Below are 18,268 nucleotides of genomic sequence, written 5' to 3' on the forward strand. Positions count from 1 at the left end.
CCGTGCCGGGCGTTGATGCACGGATCTGGAATTGAACGGATGGGGATCTTTGAAACGGCTGATCCGTGGTGCCTTGCAGCGGACGGATTTCGGCGTGCGCAGTCAAGCACGCGATTGAGAACCGCTCAGCCGATGACGCCTTCGGTCTCCTGACCAGGCCGCGACCTCACCCGCAGACGCCGCCCGATGATGGACTTGTATCGCCCGATTGCCGTTTCGACCAGCGAGCGTTTGCCGTAGCCGTTAGAGAGCTGCCATTTCATGCGGCCGCCAAAGACAGGAAGTGCTATATATATAGAAGTATATACAATAATATATTCCACAACTCTCGGGTTTTTCGCAATAGAGAGTAAGATCTGCCAAATTAGAAACGATATACTTTGAAATATATCCGACACATCTATTGCGTTGCTTGTCGTTTTCATCAAGTGTCCTGTTATGATGAGTTACGACAGTGCAACAGGAAGATTCTTTCCCATGAATGCTGAAATCTTGCCGGCGACGTCATCGTCGGGAGGCTTGCACAAGGAGCACGACGACATGGATCACCAAAAGAAATCAGACAAGCGCCTTGGCTACTCGCATCTGCGGTTGGCAACCATCGACGGCGTGTCGCTGCCTGGTCTACAATTGTCACTCGACCGGCAGGAGGGCTCTGTGTCGGCGAAGAAGACCTTTTTCGAACAAATGCTCCTGGATTTTGCTTTCGGTTGCTACCTATTTTATCCGATCCAGCTATATGAACATCCCGCAACGAGCGAGAGGACGACAAAGGCGCTAAACCGTTAAGTGAATTGGGAGAGTTTGGACCGGCCGCCACGTTCCTCCTTTGAAATCCACGTCTATCGGGTTTCCATATTTCAGGATGGAAGCGTCGGCTCGGGCACACAGGCTTCAACAGGTACGAAGCAGCACCGCAGGAACATCGGAAGATGGCAAGAAAGTCTATCGGGAACCCGACCGTTAACGGTACCTGCAAGGCGCAGTTCAAATCTTGCTGCCGGTATCAAATACGCTGACAACGCGCGCTCGCCTGCCAATATCAAGGAAATTTGCCGCGCAGGGTTCGCCCATCAAATTTACTGCAGAAAGGATTCGTTCTCCGTGTCATTTTGTTCTTCGAAACGCATTCGCATCGCCGCACTTGCAGCGACTGCCATCGTGCTGGGCACCCAGATCGCAATTGCGCAAGAACCGTCTATAGGGTCTCAGTGGCTGAACTCGCCGACATCTCGAGTGGAAGCGCTTGCGGTCCTTCAGACCTTGAATGCCAATCTCCTGAGTAACGCCAGTGCTACGTTGACCCTTGACCGCTGGTGCGCCGCGCACAAGCTCGCACCGGAAGGTTCTAAGATTGTAGCTCAGCGTGTGGGCGGGCAAGACAAGCCGGCCGATGAGCACATCCGTGAACTTCTGACCGTCGGACCCGGTGAGCTGATCGCTTATCGCCGGGTCCGCCTGGTCTGCGGCGACCGCGTCTTGTCGGAAGCCGACAACTGGTATGTACCTGCGAAGTTAACTGCAGAGATGAATCAGGCGTTGAATACCAGCGATATCGCGTTTGGCAGAGCCGTTCAGGCTCTTAATTTCACTCGCACAAACCTGTCTGCCAAGTTGCTCTGGTCCCCTCTATCCGAAGGCTGGGACATGGGCGGCTTGATCGCGCATGAAACAAGTTCCCTTAGCCTGCCGCCGTTTCTACTCGAACATCGTGCCGTACTGAAACTTCGAGATGGCACGCCGTTTAGCGCCTTGGTCGAAAGCTACACGGACAAAGTACTAGACTTTCCAGTTCCACCCCTGCTTTCTCAATAGCGCTTCGGTATCTCGGTATAATTGGCGAACTGCTCGGAATAAATCGACTGCCACTGCATGCGACAAGGGCGTCTGACTTGCGGAAGCGTGCCGGCCGGACGATTGCTCTTGTCCATCGTTCGATCGCGGCGACCACGCACGATTGCCTGTGTGTAAGCGGCGGACCTCGACCGCTTATGTGCAGATTTCATGGACATTGCATGGAGCGTCTATGGAGGCAGGATTAGACGGATTGACCAGACCTAAACACTTTCTTTAACGGTCCAGATTGCTAGAGAGGGCATGGCATGAATAACGGGTTGATTTTGATCGCCGATGACAACTCAGAGATCGTCGAAATAGTGGAGAGGTGTCTTAATAGAGCAGGTTTTCGGACGAGCAGCGCGTCCAACGGAGCTATTTGCCTCGAACTCTACCAACAACTGAAGCCGGATTTGGTGATTCTCGACATCAACTTGCCCCGGCAGGACGGATACGCTGTACTGGCTGCCATCAGGCGGCGCGGCGATACTCCGGTCATCATGTTGACGGGGCAGACCGAGCCTGTCGACTCCCTCCGGCTCGGAGCTGATGACCATATTATCAAACCGTTCAACTCGGCGGAGTTAGTCGAGCGCACTAAGGCGGTGCTGCGGAGGGGCAACGGCCGCCGTTGGGATTTACCTATCCGCGTCGGCAACCTTGTAGTGGACGAAGCCTCCTACGCCGCATGGGTGGAGCTGCCAACGGGTGCGGTTAATTTGAAACTGACTTCCTACGAGTTTAAGTTGCTCGCGTATATGGCTCGTGCGTCCGGTCGCGTGTTGGATCGACCGACGCTCCTTGACGCCTGCTTTCCCCAAAGCGACGCGCTCGAAAGGACCATCGACAGTCATATGTCCAACTTGAGACGCAAATTGGATGCCGCTGGCGCTGTTGACTTGTTGAGCGCCGTTCGTGGTGTCGGGTACCGATTGGGCAAAAATTATGGCTAGAAACCTGATTAGGCAGATGATGCTAGCTGCGTTCGCGCTCATTTTGGTGGCTTATTGCGTTACATTTTTTGGCTGTGTGCTCTATGGCAAATACCTGCTTACGAGATTATCCTATGAAGATGAACTATCCAAAGAAATGGTCTTTTTGCAACACCTCGTAACGCTCTATGCCAAGTACCTTCTTCAGAGATTATTGTATGAACATGGGCCATTGCCCGAAGAAAAGGTCTATTTGCACGACCTCATAATTGTTTCGATTATTTTGAGTGGCCCTATAACCACAGCCTTTGTCGCTGGGTACTGCGCACGGAGGATCGCGAAGCCCCTGAAGGCTGTCGCAAACGCAGCTCGTTTAATTGCCGATGGTAACTTATCCGCGCGCATCCCGAGGACGCGGAACTCGTTTGCCGAAGCCAATGCCGCGACCACCGAGTTCAACTTGATGGCCGATGAGCTGCAAACCGCGGAAGCTGAGCTAAAATACTCGAGTTCGGTAATCGCGCACGAGCTAAGCACGCCTTTAACTATACTGCTTGATTCGCTGCTGGGGCTCTCGGAGGGTAGTCTGGAGCCAAGCACCCAAGGCTTTGATCGCCTGCGTTCCATTGTAGCCAATGCTGAAAGGATCCTCGAGGATCTGAGGAACCTCTCCCTCGCGACTGCAGGAACGCTTAAAATCAATCCCGCGGAGATCGATCTGGCGATCGAAGCGGAGACGCTAATATCCTTGACTGAGTCAATGTTGGAGGCTGCGGGCGTCACATTAAAACGGGATCTTAGTTCCGCGATTGTCCTCGCTGACCCTGCGAGAATAAGGCAGGCCATGATAGAGTTGGTCCGTAATGCCTGCCTCTACGCTCCGGGCAGTACGGTAACCATCCTGACGGGCCAAACCGAGCACTGGACTGTAATCGGATGTTCCGACACTGGTCCTGGTCTGCCGCTGGACGCGCGGGGAAGAGCTTTCGACCGGTTCTGGCGGTACGACGAGTCGGGAGCTCACGTCGGCGGCAGCGGTCTTGGACTAGCAAATGTAAAAGCGGTCGCCCTCGCCCACGGCGGCGATGCCATCATCGATAACAGTAGCGGAAGAGGTTTGGCAGTCGAGATACGGTTGCCAAAAAGCCAGGTCGCGTAAGAGCCAATTGCATACTGCGGACCGTGTCAGTAGACGCGGGGCTTGGCCGTGAGGCTTGAGTTTCTTTGAACAACCATTTGCTTTGCCCTAACTTTTATCCAGTTTTGAGTTTGCTCCAGCGGTTTTAGGTTGCGGTATTCGGGGCGGTAGTGGCAGGTTGCGGTGTTGGAGCCATTCCGGCTGCGCAGCGGCGCATGACGTCGCGGGTTGATGGTCTGAGCGAACTCGGCAGGTGTCATTCAACCGAGTCCGGAGTGTAGTCGATGATCGTTGTACAACACGACGACAGAACACCCACAGGACGGAGGTTCGTGAGCTTTTATATCCGTGGCATCCTTGGTGCGGTCAGCTCGTGCATGTCCATGATGCGCTGGCCAAAGGTACGGACATTTTCCGCTGCAGCCTATCTGGTGCTTCTTCTGATCGGCTTTTTGAAGTCCCATCATGGATGTTCGACCGTTCCGTGAGCGGATATTGGCGCAGCCTGCCAGTTCCGCATGTCGATCTCGCGAGCCTGCATGCTTTGGCAAAGTTACTGGAAGACGCCGACGCCTCATCGCAATCTGCGGTAATGGGCGCAGCATTGGTCTCTCACGAAACGAGTCGGAGAGATGTCCATGCCTCGCCAGTCCATGACATGCCAGTTCGATCTGTTTTCGGTTCCGCAGAGGGGGATGACCGCAGGCATGCCACAATGGCCGGAGTTGCCGGAGGAAACCCGCCAGGCGCTGACGGTTCTCATCGTGCGGCTGTTCGTCGATCACGCAAACTGCGAGCGCACCTCCCAGCAGAAGGAGGCCGGTCATGATGCATGAGAAGATCGGGCCGCACCATCTGGAGCGGAAGGCTATTCTCTATGTTCGGCAGTCCTCGGCTCACCAGGTTCTGCACAATCGCGAAAGCAGTACCCTTCAATACGCCATGCGCGATCGCCTGACAGCACTTGGTTGGTCGCGCATTGAGACGGTGGATGACGATCTTGGTCGTTCGGCCGCCGGTGGTGTAACCCGCGCCGGTTTTGACCGGATGGTCGCCGAGGTCTGCCTTGGCAAGGTGGGGGCGGTAGCGGCACGCGAGGTATCGCGTTTTGCCCGCAACAGCCGCGATTGGCAGCAGCTCATCGAGATGTGCCGCGTCGTTGATACCGTTCTGATCGATCAGGAAGCGGTCTACGCACCACGCCAGGGCAATGACCGGCTGCTCTTGGGCCTGAAGGGCAGCCTCAACGAGTATGAGCTCGATCTCTTACGTCAGCGTTCCCTTTCCGCCCGCTACGAGAAGGCACGCCGCGGAGAGCTTGTCGTCACGGTCCCGGTCGGCTTTTTGAAGGTCGGTGACAGGATCGAGAAAGATCCCGACCGGCGCATCCAGGACGCCATTGCGTTGGTCTTCAACAAAGTCGCCGAACTTGGCAGTGCACGGCAGGCGCTTCTATGGTTCCTCGAACACGGGTTGGATTTGCCCGTCAGGCGCGCGGACGGTGATGTCATCTGGCGCAGACCCAACTATGCGACCATCCACCGGATGATTGCGAACCCGATCTACGGCGGCGCTTATGCTTATGGTAAGAGTCGTTCCGTCCCGGGATACGGTGGCCGATCTGGAATTCGCCGCAAGGTGCGTGATGAATGGTTGGCGCTGATCCCGGACGCACACGAAGGTTACATCAGTTGGGAAAGGGCGGAGGAGATCCGCAAGATGGTCAGCGACAATGTACCGGCCAGTCGCCATCATGGAGCGCCGAAGCATGGCGACGCTCTGCTTGCCGGCCTTTTCCGCTGCAAAAGGTGCGGCCGGAAGCTGACGGTTCGTTACACAGGAGCCAACCATAACATCCCGCGCTATTCCTGTTGGCGAGGGTTGCTCGACAACGGCGAACCACGTTGCATCGCCTTCGGCGGTTTGCGGGTCGATGATGCGATCGAGGAGGCGGTGCACGGGGTGGTCGAACCAGGAGCTATTGCCGCCGCCATCGAGGCGGAACGCCGTATGGCCAGCCAACGCGACCAGGTTCAGGATGCCCTGCTGCGCGATCTCGAGGCAGCGCGCTATGCCGCCGACCGGGCATTCCGGCAATACGACGCGGCTGATCCGGAGAACAGGCTGGTGACGTCGGAGCTCGAAGCACGCTGGAACACGGCGCTCGCTCGCGCCGGCGAGATCGAAGCCAAGATTGCCAAACATCGGACGGTTGCGCCGCAGCCGATCCCCATGTCCGCATCCCAGGTAGCCGCACTAGCGGGGAACCTCCGCGCCGTCTGGACGGCGCCGACAACCGATGCAAGGCTGAAGAAGCGTATCGTGCGAACGCTCATCAATGAAGTGGTTGCCGATCTCGATGATGGAACCTCCGAGATCGTCCTCGTCATCCATTGGGTTGGGGGTGTCCACACCGAGCTGCGCCTGCCGAAGCGGCGCCGCGGGCAAAGAAACGCGACGCCTGACGATATTGTCGACGCCGTACGACAGCTCGTCCTTATCGCCAATGACGATGTGATTGCCGGTGTCCTCAATCGAAACGGACTGACGACCGGCAATGGCAATCGGTGGACACGGGAGCGGGTCACCGCGCTGAGGTCATACCGCAAGATTCCGGTCTTCCGTCCCCGGGTCGACGGGGTCGAGCCGTGGCTTAATCTGGGCGGTGCGGCGAAGTTGCTCGGGATAACGCCAAAAACGCTGCGTCTGGCGGCCGAGGCTGGCCAGATCGAGGGGGCTCATCCGCTACCCGACGGCCCATGGATCTTCAGCCGTTCAAAACTCGCCACCCCGCAAGCACATCAGATCCTCGATCGCGCCCGGCAGAACCCTCGACACCCCACAGGATCGCATCCAGATCAGGAAAACTTATTCCCTTCAACAACATAGAAAGATGGGCGTTATGAAACAGGATTGTAATCGCTGCGCCAGTCTGAAAGCGCTGATCGAGCATGGATCAGTGACGAAAAGAACGTTTCATTCAGGAACTCGTCTCGCAGCCGCCTATTGAAGCCTTCAATCAAGGCCCTCTGGATCGGTTTGCCAGGCGCGATGCAGTGCCAGTCCCATTGTTCCAATCCGTCCATTGCAGGATCGCGTTGCTGGGCATCGGAAGGAGCGTCGGCAATGACGCGCCGCCGGAGCACCTGGCGAAGATTCAAACGGCACTATCGGGGAGTATTGCTTCGGTACTGACAGCCAGCTTCGAAGTGCATTCCCTCGATGATGATCCGGACGCGAACTTCGCCGCAGTGGCGATGTGGATTTCTTAATCCTTTCAGCTCCCACCGCGGGTTGATCGTGGAAGATCCGAAGCCGGCCAGGATGCCATCACAAAGAACGGGATTGGATTACTTCAAACGGGATGCCTCACACCGCAACCACGCCCACGCAAAGACGTCCGGTTAGATAACATCGAGTGCCGCCGGCTTCGGGGGGAGAGAGAAAGGTGCGAGAGCCTTACGCGCAATCGGCGGGCGCCCGCTGCCGCGTCGGCGGTCCGCTAGCAAGCTGGCGGCCGCTTCCGCTTAGCGTTACTGTGAGCGCGTTCGGAGCCGTGCCTTTGAGGTGCCATTGAGCGGGAATTGGCCGCTTCCCGAAGGAGCCTCTCGACTGTCGCGCGATCCTTCCCTCGCACTGTCTCATGCCTTCCAGCTCTGACGCGAGGGCCGTCGCCCGGTACAAACCCTCTGTAGCCGCGGAAATGACGCTGGCGCTACTTGGTCCATTTGGGTCCCTCAAATATTTGGTACGTGTCGGTTTAACGCCCGATGGACATAGTCGAGGTTCTGGGCTCACCCATGTTGCAAACCGTCTCGAGCCTTGGAAGGGCGCCAATGCGAAAGCTCGAAAGACTGCAGCTCGGCCGGAATTACGCTTCGTGACAGCTTTCCGGATGGGCTTCAATACCCGAAGCTTCCTGGAACATTATCTCGCGCATCCAGATCTTTCCACGAACGGAATTATGAAGCGAGGGCCACTGTACAGCCTCCGTGAACCAGAGGGGAGAAAGAGGATGATCGATGATCTGCAACGGGACTGTGGGTTCGAAATGTCTGACAAGACGCAAGGGAAGGTTTGCTATCCTATTCGTCCCCGAGAGCAATGATGGGATCAAGTTGAAGCCGGGAACCACGATATCTATACGCCGCGTGAAACCGTGCTGAAGGAAAAGCCATCGTTCAACGAATGGCTTCAGCGTCCGACCGAACTTCGCCGCGACGTGTCCCATGGACATGAATCGCTCGAGTGACGGGTTCCCGCGCAGCTGTTCGTTCGTGGGACAGCCGACACACACGGGTTTCTCCTCAAACAGCTTCGCCTTGGGATGGTTGGCTGACATGAACAAAGCCGCCCCGCATTCTACGACGCTTAATGCGGTAAGGTCGGTGGTGTCCATTCGCTATTCCGAGCGGTTGGTCGAGGCGGTAGTCGGGCCTTCCGTCGGAAGCTTCGGCGACAGCTACGATAATGCTCGGAAACGATCAAGAGTAGGTCACGAAGCTTGCCGACGCCGAATTCATGTTCCTGCCTCCCGATGCCCCGGCCTCAATGCCATCGAGAGCGCATTCTTAAATGCTGAGACCCATGCTGCCGGCTCAAAGCAAAAAGGTCCATGTATTACGAACGCACCAATTGCCATGATTAAATATGGTAATATTAAGGTGCGATAGATATCGATTTCGCTCATATACTATATATCAAGATATACTAGAATATATATTGCTAAACTGTACCGTATTAGACTTGCGATTTCGGCATTTTTGATTAGATCTTTGTTGCATGACAAAGCATGCGGACGCCGGAGACGCGGTTTGACTCCGCAACGAACAGATGTCGCAAGTCGTTTCTTGGGTGGCGAGAACCGAATTGCCTTTAAAAATGCGGCGGCGCCGTCGCTGAACCAGGCCAAAGAGGAATCACAAATTGCAAAACAACTTGAGGGGCTTTTGCCCCTACGGCTTTTCAATCATCGTGAAGTTTGGCGGAAGCTTGATGCGAGATATCGCGACATGCAAAAAAGCAATTGCTCAGCTTGAGGAATTGGCAAGCAAGGGACACCGCATCTTGATTGTTCCTGGAGGGGGCATCCCCGACAAGGCCATAGAAGCAATTGACGCAAAGCATCCGCTTGAGCCTTTCACGGCACATCACGCCTGCGCGCTTGCGCAGGACCAAACTGGTTACCTCTTGGCGGACCGCGCCTTCTCCACCAAGCTTGTGGCGTGTTCAACCTTCAGCGAATGCAAAGCGTTGGTCCAGCAAGGAATGATTCCCGTCCTGCTCCCTTCCCGCGTGCTATTCACGATGGACCCGGTGGAGTGGAGCTGGGAAATTACCTCTGACGCAGTTGCAGCATGGATCGCATGGGTGACTCTCACACCTCGTCTTGTGATCCTGACAGACGTCGACGGTGTCTACCGAGGTGCGGCGACTGAGGACCAGTCTGCCCTGATCGAAACCATCAAGGCCCAGGACCTGGCGGATCTCGGCCATACGTCAATCGATGTATGCGCGGCGAGTTTCATGGCGCAGAGAGGCATTTCTGGGGTTGTTGTGAACGGCGCCCACCCTGAAAGGCTTGCGGGTTGGCTGGAAGGGAAGCGTGTAAGGGCAACGACAATTACCGTTGGTGCGAGCAATAAAGTTACCGTTCCGATAGCTAAGGAGGGCCGTGATGTCTGAAATCGGATTGACAGTTTATGGTCCAGAGGTTGGAAAGTCTGGTTTAACTGCTTGCCTTGATGACTTCATTCGCCGCGAAACTGGGTTGGAGATCACGGAACGATTTCTCTCGATCCATAGCTGCGCGTCGATCACATCTTTCTATTCTTTAACGGGATCGACAGGGGGAAAGCACTGGCCAATAGTTTTAGATCTTTTCGACGCAAGACCAGCATTTGTTACCATCTGGGCAGGGCCGAACGCCCTCGAGCGTCTGCGGAAAATAAAAGGCAATACGCAGCCAGCGCATGCTGCAGTCGGCACTGTTCGAAGCCGCTTTTACTGCGATAATCCAGTAACTAATCTCATCCACGTAAGTGATAGCCCGGACATAATGGAACTTGAAATAGCAATCCTCCGGCGTCGACTGGTTGGGAACGATCAAGAAGGCTGGGCGAGTTTGAACTCGGGGTCAGTATCACATTCATCACTGAGAGTACTGCTTGCGGTATTGGGGGATCACGATAGTTATGACGCCCATTGTGTGGCCGGAGATGATACCGCCGTAAAGCAAGCCCTCTGGGCACTAGCTCATGCTGAAACGCTATCCGTGGGTCGGGCTCTATCGGCGACCCTTCAATCGTATTTGGCTGGTGAGCAAAACAGCGTCGACACGCTGATCAGAAGCGGCGACGACGTATCTGCTTGGGACCGCCTGCTGCTTCAGTCAGGCCTGCACGCGATGTGCCATTGGAGTTCACTTAGAATGCAGTCGTCGATATCACTTTGTGGCGGTGCAGCATGAATTCGGAACTCTTAAACCGCGTTCTGAAGGCGATGGCGCCCAATCGTACAGTGGAGAGCTGGCTTGCTGGCAGCAGCGTGCTTGCATCGCTGCTGCTACGATTTCCAAATGACATCGATGTTCACCATGTTCGGAGGGATGCTTTCGACGACGCGATCAGACGGGACACCGATACTTTGGTCTGTTTAGGTTTTGTCGCTGGTGATTTCTCAGCCTCAGAGTTCGAGCTCGAAACCCGATTTGTCCATCCGCACGGCGATATTGCTGTCAATTGGGTATTGGAACCTACGCGGCCACAATATCTGATCGCCGATCCGAAAATAGGCGTCAGAGCTAGCTATGGGACCGTCATCGAGCGCAAAATTGAGATGTGCAAGCGCGATCGGCTCGGAAAACACCGGGACGATCTCCTCTGCCTGCTTCGCAATGAATTGTCGCTTCAACCTGAAACCGACATCTCTTGGTTTCGCTCGCAACTAGCTGCGTTGGGGCTCATTAACGCTGACTTTGTTAGACAACCTGACCATTGACACAGGAGAACTGTATAGTGACCCTAGAAGACACAACGAAAACTCTGGCTATGAGCCAAGAGGGTTCCTTTCCGCTCCATATGACCGAGTTCGATCTTAATCTGGTGGTGCATAAAGGGGTAATGCCGTTTGAGCAATTTGCTCGCCGGAGATGGGCAACCGCAAACTTCCCGCCGGTCCAAGGGTTGGATGTTCTAGACGTTGGCTGCGCATTTGGCCTTTCGGGCCTCCATTTTGCCAACATAGGGGCGCGATCTGTGACCTGCGTTGATATTAGCGCGCTCGCGGTGGGCAACACTGCAGAGAACGCGGTGCGCAACAACATTGATAATCTTCAAGCATTGCAAAGCGACGTGTTTTCGAATGTGCCATCAGGTCGACGTTTCGATGCCATCTTCTGGAATGCCCCAAGCCGGTTGGACCCGAATACAAACCATTGCGGGGAAGAACCGGGACGGGAAATTATTGATTCCGAGTTCCTTGTTCTGCGACGCCTTTTAGCAGAGGGTCCGAATTGGCTTACGCAAGGTGGCCGTATCATTGTTAGTCTGGGTGGAAATAACAGTGCGGACATCCTCACGAATATCGTTCAGGAAAATTTCCTTGAATGCTCGACTCTAATTCGAGGCTCGGGTGAAGATGGGAAGGCTTGTACTCTGATCCAGATCCACAAGCCGTTTGACAGAGCCAACGTTCGTTTCGATCAGTCAGAGCGGCTGACCAAACGCGCGCGCAATGTATACCCTGCCGGCGTCACCCGAGTCTCAATCGGAACTATTCCTATTCAAGGAATGAGCGATCGTCTCTCCATCTACGCTCAGTCGGGAGAAGGCGCACGCGTGACGGACGTCGATGGAAACCACTACGTCGACTTTCACAATAATTTTTCCACGTTAGTTCATGGTCATCGCCACGCCGGGACAATCGCCGCCGTTGCGTCTCAGTTAGAACGAGGCACAAGTTTCGGCAATGCAACCGCAGCTGATGTCGATCTTGCCGAGATGATATGCGAGCGCGTTCCCGCGATCGAGCGTCTTCGTTATCTAAACAGCGGTACTGAGGCCGTTATGTTTGCAATCAAAGCCGCCAGAGCAATGACGGGGCGTACGCGGCTGGCTAAGCTTGAGGGAGCCTTTCACGGGACTTATGATTGGGCTGAGGTGAGCACTCGCAGTCATCCAGGTAACTGGGGAGACTCACCGAGTTCTATTGCACCATATCGAAACACGCCCGCGCACGTGACCGATGATGTTGTAGTCCTGACGATCAATGACGTGGAGCGGTCGAGAAACATTATCGAACGGCACGGTTCAGAACTGGCTTGCATTGTAGTTGATATGCTTCCGTGCGCCGCTGGCATGATGCCGCTAGATGAAAGTTATCTGTCGATGCTTCAAGACGTTGCCCACAAACATGGGATTTTGCTGATTAGCGACGAGGTTGTGTGCTTTCGGCTTGGGTACCAGGGCGCCTCAGCTGCAAGGGCCTTTCAACCAGACTTCGTCACATTGGGAAAAGTGTTGGGTGGTGGGCTCCCAATCGGGGTGGTCGGTGGGAAGAAGATCTTGATGGAAGCCTTTGCTCCCCAGGATAGCGCACCAGTCCCTCAAGGCGGAACATTCTCAGCTAATCCGCTTTCGATGGCTGCAGGTCGCGCTGCGCTCGCCTCCCTCACAGCGCCGGAACTGGACCGCATCAGCGCACTTGGTTGTTACCTCCGTGAACAGTCGGAAGCCGCTGCAGCGGAAAATGATCTGGCTATTAGCGTGCAAGGTGCTGGTTCTCTTTTCCGGTTTCACGCCAAGAAAACTCGACCTTGCACCTACCGCGAAGCTCATCACAACGCGATGGAAAGTGAGATATTGAGACGACTCCAAGTGGGCATGCTCGAGCGTGGATTCTACGTTGCCGCTCCTTTCTGGGGCAGCATCTCGACGTCAATGGGAAAGACCCACATCGAAGATTTCCTCAATGCATTTCGATCATGCTTATCCGAAATTCCTGAGATTAAGGAATTCTGTAATAGGTCGGCGCCATGAGCGCTCCGACCTTTGCTTCCGTGCGTGGACTAGCAATGTTTTCGCTGTTGGTCTGCGATCTTACAGGTTTCGATAGCTTAGATAACAACATTCTCGCAGCGAACCTGCTCGTCTTGAGAGGCGAAAAGGGTGCTGCGGGTGATATCGACCAACTCTTACGAGTATACGAGCTTTTCCGCGCTGAAACCCCGCCTGGAGATGTCGCCTGCCGTTGCCGCGCACTGCGCGAAGATTCAACGATTTCTAAGACAATCGAACAGGTCCTCTACCTATTTTATCTGGGAGCAGTTCCTGTCCACAGACATTGGCAACGATGTGGTTGGAAGCAATATCAGGGAGCGCTGATTTGGAGGGCGCTTGGCGTTTATGCCCCTTTTACACGCGGCGACTGTGCCTTTGGCGATTGGGCAAGACCACCTCAGCCCACAGAAATGAGTGTGAACAATGAGCTATAATGTAGCGGACGTGGCGATAATTGGATCAGGATTCGCTGGTGCGTTGATCGCAAGTGAGTTGGCCGAAGCTGGTATGGACGTCACTTTGCTCGAAGCTGGTCTTCCGTTCGAAGACGAAAGATACGAAAGAAAAGGGCGGCTGGAGACATTCGCCGGTTCGGACGATGCCGAGATTTTCGCTCCCTACGTGGACCTCCTCGCTCCTCAAGAACGAACAGGGAAACTCGAATATTACGTCCAACAAAGAGCTGGTTCCGATCGTTTCGAGGGCCAATATTTGCGTATGGCTGGTGGGACCGGGCTTGCTTGGCTTGGAACAGCCCTACGATTTTGCCCAAACGATTTCCGCATGATGACAGCATACGGCCGTGGTCGAGACTGGCCGCTCTCATACGCAGAGCTTGAGCCGTGGTACTGTTTGGCGGAAGCCGCAATTGGTGTAGCCGGTACCCCAGACGCCGACGAATTTGTCGGGTCATCGAGAAGCAGACCCCTACCGATGCCCGCCATACCGCAAAGCTACGTTGATCAATATACGATGGAGCGCATCAAGGGGCTTCGTTTTGATCATCAAGACATACAAATCGTTCCAACTCCTCAGGCACGAAATTCGGTAGACGGATATAATGGGCGCCCACTTTGTGAAGGTTATTCGTCTTGCGTGCCACTTTGCCCAGTCGGGGCTAAGTATGATCCTCTAGTGCACATCCGTCATGCATTGTTGAATGGAGCAGAACTGATTGCTGATGCGGTCGTATTCAAACTGGACACGTCTCAGGATGGACGCATAACCAAGGCGTGGTTTCGGAGAAATGATGGCTCAATTGAAAATTTGCAGGCGCGCATTTTCGTGCTGGCCGCTAATGGGATTGAAACGCCAAAGCTGCTTTTGCAATCTAACCACCAGTATGGCGATGGATTGGCGAATGAGAGTGGATTAGTCGGACGCAACCTCATGGACCATGCGGAAAAACACTCGTGGGCTATCGTTCCAGATCCAATCTACCCTTACCGGGGGCCGCAATCGACCTCAGGGATAGAACTGCGCGACGGAGCGTTTCGCGGCCGTCGAGCCGGTTTCAGGACCGCTCTACGGAATGACGGCTGGCGCAACATCAACGGAGCTCCATTTGACGATGTGGCGCGATCGTCAGGCGGTCCCACGGGAACACTATTCGATCTGGTAAGTCGGCAAGGCCTTGTAGGTGAGGAACTGTTCAAAGCTGTTCGACACAACGGTCTGCGACAGTTCGCGCTGCAAAGCGTAGTTGAAATGCTGCCCGAGCCTGAGAACCGGATCACTCTATCTACAGAACAAAGAGATCAGTCAGGATTGCCCCGTCCAGAAATTCGTTTCCGGCTCGATGAATACACTCGAGATGGAATCGCAGCGGCGGGGCGCCTCCATTTGGAGATCTTTCGTCTGCTTAGCTGTAACCCAGGTCAATTCGGTATTGATTTGCAGGAGGATCCGACTGCATCGGACAGTGGAGGCAGCCATATCATGGGAACAACTGTGATGGGGAGCGTTCCGAAGACGTCTGTTGTTGATGCGAATTGCATGACGCACGCCCATAAAAACCTCTTCATTGCAGGAAGTGCAGTTTTCCCGACCGGCGCAGCGGCAAATCCGACGTTGACGATATGTGCGATGTCACTCCGACTCGCGCAGCATCTGAGAAATATCATCCAATCTAACTAGCAACCAAGAGTACCACGGCGATGAGGATAAGATCTTGAGAGTTCGACCGTTGCGTCACAGTGATCTAGGCCAGCTCCTTGGACTCTGCACCGAACATGCAAAATACGAAGGTGTTGTCATCGAAGAAAGCGATCAGGCTCAACGATGGTGTTCCGCATTTTTTGCGTCGCCCCCGCAACTCTATGGCTGGGTATGCAGTGAGTCTGATGCGGCTATTGAAGTGCTCGAGGGTTATATGACGGCATCAATCATAACCTCGACCTGGTCGGCAACCCCTTACGTTTTTCTCGACTGCATCTACCTCAAGCCTCATACGCGACGGCACGGTATCGGCAAGAAAATGCTATCGTTACTCGTGGAATTTGCACATCAGCACGGATGTCAGGAGATCCAGTGGCAGACGACTTTATCAAACGAGACGGGCTCAGCTTTCTATAGGTCAATCGGGGGAGTGCCGTTGACGAAAATGCGATGGACTCTACGCGCGGGCCCATGAGAGTAGCGCCGATCTCGAATAATAAAATATAGCATATTTTCCCGGATATTGCGACTGGAAAGCATTTGACACCCCCTTCAGTGAATACGTCCGAAGCGACGCCAGACGTTGCGGCTCTAGTGCTTGTAATTGTTTGTGGAACCGCATTCGCTGCAGCACAGGGGATCACATACCCGCTGATCGCAGTGATGCTGGAACGTGCAAACGTTCCAATTGGGATCGCTGGATTGAACACAGGTATTTATTCGTTAGGGTTGGCATCGACCACACTGCTGATCGGCCATCTTTCGCGAGTGATATCAGCTGATTTCTTGATTTTCATCGGGCTTATCGGATGCGCCTGCAACCTTGCTGTTTTCGACCTCACGGACACCCTGTGGATTTGGTTCTTCGCGCGTTTCGCGCTGGGTTGTTTCGCCAATCTAATGTTTATTGTCTCCGAGGCTTGGCTTCACCTAGCTTCCTCGGATAAAATACGGGGACGAGTGTCAGGTTTCTATTGCATGGGCGTCAGCGGCGGATTCGCAGCGGGGCCGTTAGTAGTTCCCTTTCTTGGGAGGAGCACGGCCTTCTTATCACTTTCGATTTATGTAGTATTAGTAGCGATTGCCGTACTCGCACTTAGCAGACGCGCCCGTACAAAGCCCGAGCATGTTCCCGCCGGCGCCTTCTTTTCGTTTTTTAGGCGTGCGCCCTTTCTCATCCTAATGGTATTCACATTCTCGTTTTCGAATGTCGCGGCGATATCGACGATGCCGGTATACTTCATGCATGAGGGCTACTCGGATTATTTCGCGACCTTTAGCGTTGCGGTATTAGCGACATCGATGGCGCTCTCGCAGCCTTTCGTGGGAGTTCTCCTCGAGAAGTGGTCCGCGAGCGGTGTCGCAATAACCGCTGCAACGGTGGCGGGGCTTTCGTTTTTGGCCATTCCCTTGACAAATTCGCCCGCGATCATACTCATCGTCTTTGGCGTTCTCGGAGCCGCCTGTTTTTCTCTCAATACATGTGCATTGACTCTCCTTGGGCAAAAGTTCAGTGGAGGCGAGTTGATCGCGGGAACCTCGGCATTCGCTCTCGCCTACGCGGCGGGATCCGCTGGCGGCTCCTCATTGACCGGGATTGGCATGGAGATAGCCGGAACAAACGCGGGCCCTGACAGTGCTGGCGCCGTACTGCTTTGCCTGGCTCTGGTTTTGGCCGGTACAACGTTTCGGACGCAGGGGCTCTAGATGTGGAATTTTCAGAGCTTGAACCGCGCCGGGTTTGCCGGAGGCTATTGCGTTAAGTAATGCGGCAATGGCTGGCTCGTCTAGCATGGCGTGACATTGCTCTTCAGCTTCGGCTGGCGGCTGGCGCCGAGGGTCGCGTTACCCACTAGATGACGAAATTCAACAATTCAGAAAGGAGCAAACTTGCGGCACCGCGTAGCGCTGCCATGCAGTCACTAGCTCCGAAATCAACGATAATCTCATCACCGGGGCGATGGAATACCATATCCCCAAACGTCTCCTGGATTAAGTGAAGTATGGGGTTTCCACCACGTACGATATCACCGTGAATGACGATAAAGTTGGGTGCCATAAACTGCTGGAGGTTCGCCAAGCCAACCGAAATGTTGAACGCGTAGTCTTGAAGGAGTCCCCTCGCGCCTGGGACGCTGTCGTTGACCAGACTCACCAATCGGCTCACGTCCAAGGAGTGAGCTTGGGGTAATCGCCTGGTCTTCGCCTCCTCCGTCAACCACTTCGAGCTAGCAATTGTTTCCCAGCATCCGCGTCGTCCGCACTGGCAAATCCGACCTTTCATGTCTACAGTCGTGTGACCGATTTCACCGCCTGCACCGGAGGCCCCCCTATAGAGGCGCCCATCGAGGTAAATCGCCCCACCCAAAGTCTCGCCGATGTACACGGAGGCGAAGTGTTTCCGACCACGGCCTTTTCCGAACCAGCGGTCCCCGACCAGTAGGGCTCTTGTGTCCTGATCGACACAAGCGGGAACTCCGAATCTTTTTTTCAACTCCGTTTCGAGCGGAAATCCGTTCAGGAAAGGAGCGAGACTGACGGTCACGATTGCGCCCGTCTCCGTATTGATCATTCCTGCAACCGCTACGCCTATCCCTAAGATTGGTTTTCCCGATGCGATAGCTTCTTCGACACAGGTGCTTATTATGCGGAATGCGTCGGAGGGGTCTGTTAGGTTCTTCGGAAATTCTGCGCCATGCTGGCCGTAGACCTCGCCCTCCAACGACACCAAGCATGCGCTCACGCGATCGTGCAGTAGTAGCACCGCGCAAATTGGCCTTGCCTCCTTGGAAAACCACAACTTGGTACCCGGCTTTCCGCCTGCTTCTTTGGGAGGTATCATCTCACCTTCCGCGAGGACACCCTGGTCGATCAGCGGCTGCACAATCCCTCCTATAGTTCCTCGAGTCACGCCCGTAAGGCGGGCCAGCTCCGCCCTGCTAGATGCTCCGACGTCGTACAAGGCTTGCAGCAGCCGGCCTCGATTTGCGGGTCCCAAGGTTCCCGTCGGGATCAATTTCTGAGCGAGCATCGTACCCCCCGCGCTCTCGTCTGTATGGCCACTGTCACAACTTCCCTCACTTTCTCCAACGCGGTGAGCTTCGAGTCTTCTTATCAGTGAGTCCATAGCGTCCAATCCTGTTTAG

15 protein-coding genes and 4 pseudogenes are annotated in these 18,268 nt (G+C 54.9%); 14 read left to right on the forward strand and 5 right to left on the reverse strand.

What is annotated here, in order from left to right; all coding sequences use genetic code 11:
• Positions 1-62 precede the first annotated feature (62 nt).
• A pseudogene (locus HJC04_RS01780) lies at positions 63-269 on the reverse strand (IS5/IS1182 family transposase); the annotation flags it as partial.
• A 208-nt stretch (positions 270-477) separates the two neighbouring features.
• Between HJC04_RS01780 and HJC04_RS01785 the strand changes: the two are divergent.
• From HJC04_RS01785 to HJC04_RS01800, 4 genes are all read left to right on the forward strand, one after another.
• On the forward strand, positions 478-789 hold the full coding sequence (locus tag HJC04_RS01785) for a hypothetical protein (RefSeq protein WP_221096809.1): 312 nt from the start codon (positions 478-480) through the stop codon (positions 787-789).
• Between the two features lie 315 nt (positions 790-1,104).
• Positions 1,105-1,815 (forward strand): hypothetical protein, encoded by a 711-nt coding sequence (locus HJC04_RS01790; protein ID WP_221096854.1) that lies wholly within the window; start codon positions 1,105-1,107, stop codon positions 1,813-1,815.
• A 287-nt stretch (positions 1,816-2,102) separates the two neighbouring features.
• A complete protein-coding gene (locus HJC04_RS01795) occupies positions 2,103-2,789 on the forward strand; it encodes a response regulator (protein WP_221123327.1) in 687 nt (228 codons plus the stop codon).
• Positions 2,782-3,927: a HAMP domain-containing sensor histidine kinase gene (locus HJC04_RS01800; RefSeq protein ID WP_221144623.1), complete on the forward strand. Its 1,146-nt coding sequence runs from the start codon at positions 2,782-2,784 to the stop codon at positions 3,925-3,927. The genes HJC04_RS01795 and HJC04_RS01800 overlap by 8 nt, the downstream gene beginning before the upstream one ends.
• A gap of 124 nt (positions 3,928-4,051) precedes the next feature.
• Here HJC04_RS01800 and HJC04_RS01805 read toward each other — a convergent pair.
• A pseudogene (locus HJC04_RS01805) lies at positions 4,052-4,202 on the reverse strand (IS3 family transposase); the annotation flags it as partial.
• Between the two features lie 342 nt (positions 4,203-4,544).
• Between HJC04_RS01805 and HJC04_RS01810 the strand changes: the two are divergent.
• Both HJC04_RS01810 and HJC04_RS01815 read left to right on the forward strand, forming a co-directional pair.
• Positions 4,545-4,742: a hypothetical protein gene (locus tag HJC04_RS01810; RefSeq protein WP_221096806.1), complete on the forward strand. Its 198-nt coding sequence runs from the start codon at positions 4,545-4,547 to the stop codon at positions 4,740-4,742.
• Positions 4,732-6,795 (forward strand): recombinase family protein, encoded by a 2,064-nt coding sequence (locus HJC04_RS01815; RefSeq protein WP_221096805.1) that lies wholly within the window; start codon positions 4,732-4,734, stop codon positions 6,793-6,795. Before HJC04_RS01810 ends, HJC04_RS01815 begins: the two co-directional genes overlap by 11 nt.
• A gap of 23 nt (positions 6,796-6,818) precedes the next feature.
• Here the strand turns inward: HJC04_RS01815 and HJC04_RS01820 are convergent.
• Positions 6,819-7,009 (reverse strand): annotated as a pseudogene (locus tag HJC04_RS01820) (transposase); the annotation flags it as partial.
• A gap of 768 nt (positions 7,010-7,777) precedes the next feature.
• Positions 7,778-8,254 (reverse strand): annotated as a pseudogene (locus HJC04_RS01825) (LysR family transcriptional regulator); the annotation flags it as partial.
• A 578-nt stretch (positions 8,255-8,832) separates the two neighbouring features.
• Here HJC04_RS01825 and HJC04_RS01830 point away from each other — a divergent pair.
• The 8 genes from HJC04_RS01830 (at position 8,833) to HJC04_RS01865 (ending at position 16,829) form a co-directional block, all read left to right on the forward strand.
• Positions 8,833-9,591: an aspartate kinase gene (locus tag HJC04_RS01830; RefSeq protein ID WP_259666391.1), complete on the forward strand. Its 759-nt coding sequence runs from the start codon at positions 8,833-8,835 to the stop codon at positions 9,589-9,591.
• The gene (locus HJC04_RS01835; RefSeq protein WP_221096804.1) at positions 9,584-10,375 is read left to right on the forward strand and encodes a nucleoside-diphosphate kinase; all 792 of its coding nucleotides are present in this window, start codon (positions 9,584-9,586) and stop codon (positions 10,373-10,375) included. The genes HJC04_RS01830 and HJC04_RS01835 overlap by 8 nt, the downstream gene beginning before the upstream one ends.
• The gene (locus HJC04_RS01840) at positions 10,372-10,905 is read left to right on the forward strand and encodes a hypothetical protein (protein WP_221096803.1); all 534 of its coding nucleotides are present in this window, start codon (positions 10,372-10,374) and stop codon (positions 10,903-10,905) included. Before HJC04_RS01835 ends, HJC04_RS01840 begins: the two co-directional genes overlap by 4 nt.
• Before the next feature lie 17 nt (positions 10,906-10,922).
• Complete coding sequence (locus HJC04_RS01845; protein ID WP_311043574.1) at positions 10,923-12,944, forward strand: aminotransferase class III-fold pyridoxal phosphate-dependent enzyme; 2,022 nt, start codon at positions 10,923-10,925, stop codon at positions 12,942-12,944.
• A complete protein-coding gene (locus tag HJC04_RS01850; RefSeq protein ID WP_221144625.1) occupies positions 12,941-13,399 on the forward strand; it encodes a hypothetical protein in 459 nt (152 codons plus the stop codon). Before HJC04_RS01845 ends, HJC04_RS01850 begins: the two co-directional genes overlap by 4 nt.
• Positions 13,389-15,101, forward strand: coding sequence for a GMC family oxidoreductase (locus HJC04_RS01855; protein WP_221096801.1), 1,713 nt, complete (start codon positions 13,389-13,391; stop codon positions 15,099-15,101). The genes HJC04_RS01850 and HJC04_RS01855 overlap by 11 nt, the downstream gene beginning before the upstream one ends.
• A 34-nt stretch (positions 15,102-15,135) precedes the next feature.
• Complete coding sequence (locus HJC04_RS32170; protein ID WP_221096800.1) at positions 15,136-15,597, forward strand: GNAT family N-acetyltransferase; 462 nt, start codon at positions 15,136-15,138, stop codon at positions 15,595-15,597.
• A gap of 119 nt (positions 15,598-15,716) precedes the next feature.
• Positions 15,717-16,829 carry an MFS transporter gene (locus tag HJC04_RS01865; protein WP_311043582.1) on the forward strand — a complete coding sequence of 371 codons (1,113 nt, stop codon included), beginning with the start codon at positions 15,717-15,719 and terminating at the stop codon, positions 16,827-16,829.
• Between the two features lie 145 nt (positions 16,830-16,974).
• On the opposite strand, the gene HJC04_RS01870 is transcribed toward HJC04_RS01865, so the two are convergent.
• A complete protein-coding gene (locus tag HJC04_RS01870) occupies positions 16,975-18,249 on the reverse strand; it encodes an ROK family transcriptional regulator (protein WP_221096799.1) in 1,275 nt (424 codons plus the stop codon).
• Positions 18,250-18,268: the final 19 nt, after the last annotated feature.

It is taken from the genome of Rhizobium sp. NLR8a (assembly GCF_019685235.1).
In the GTDB taxonomy this organism is placed as follows: domain Bacteria; phylum Pseudomonadota; class Alphaproteobacteria; order Rhizobiales; family Rhizobiaceae; genus Rhizobium.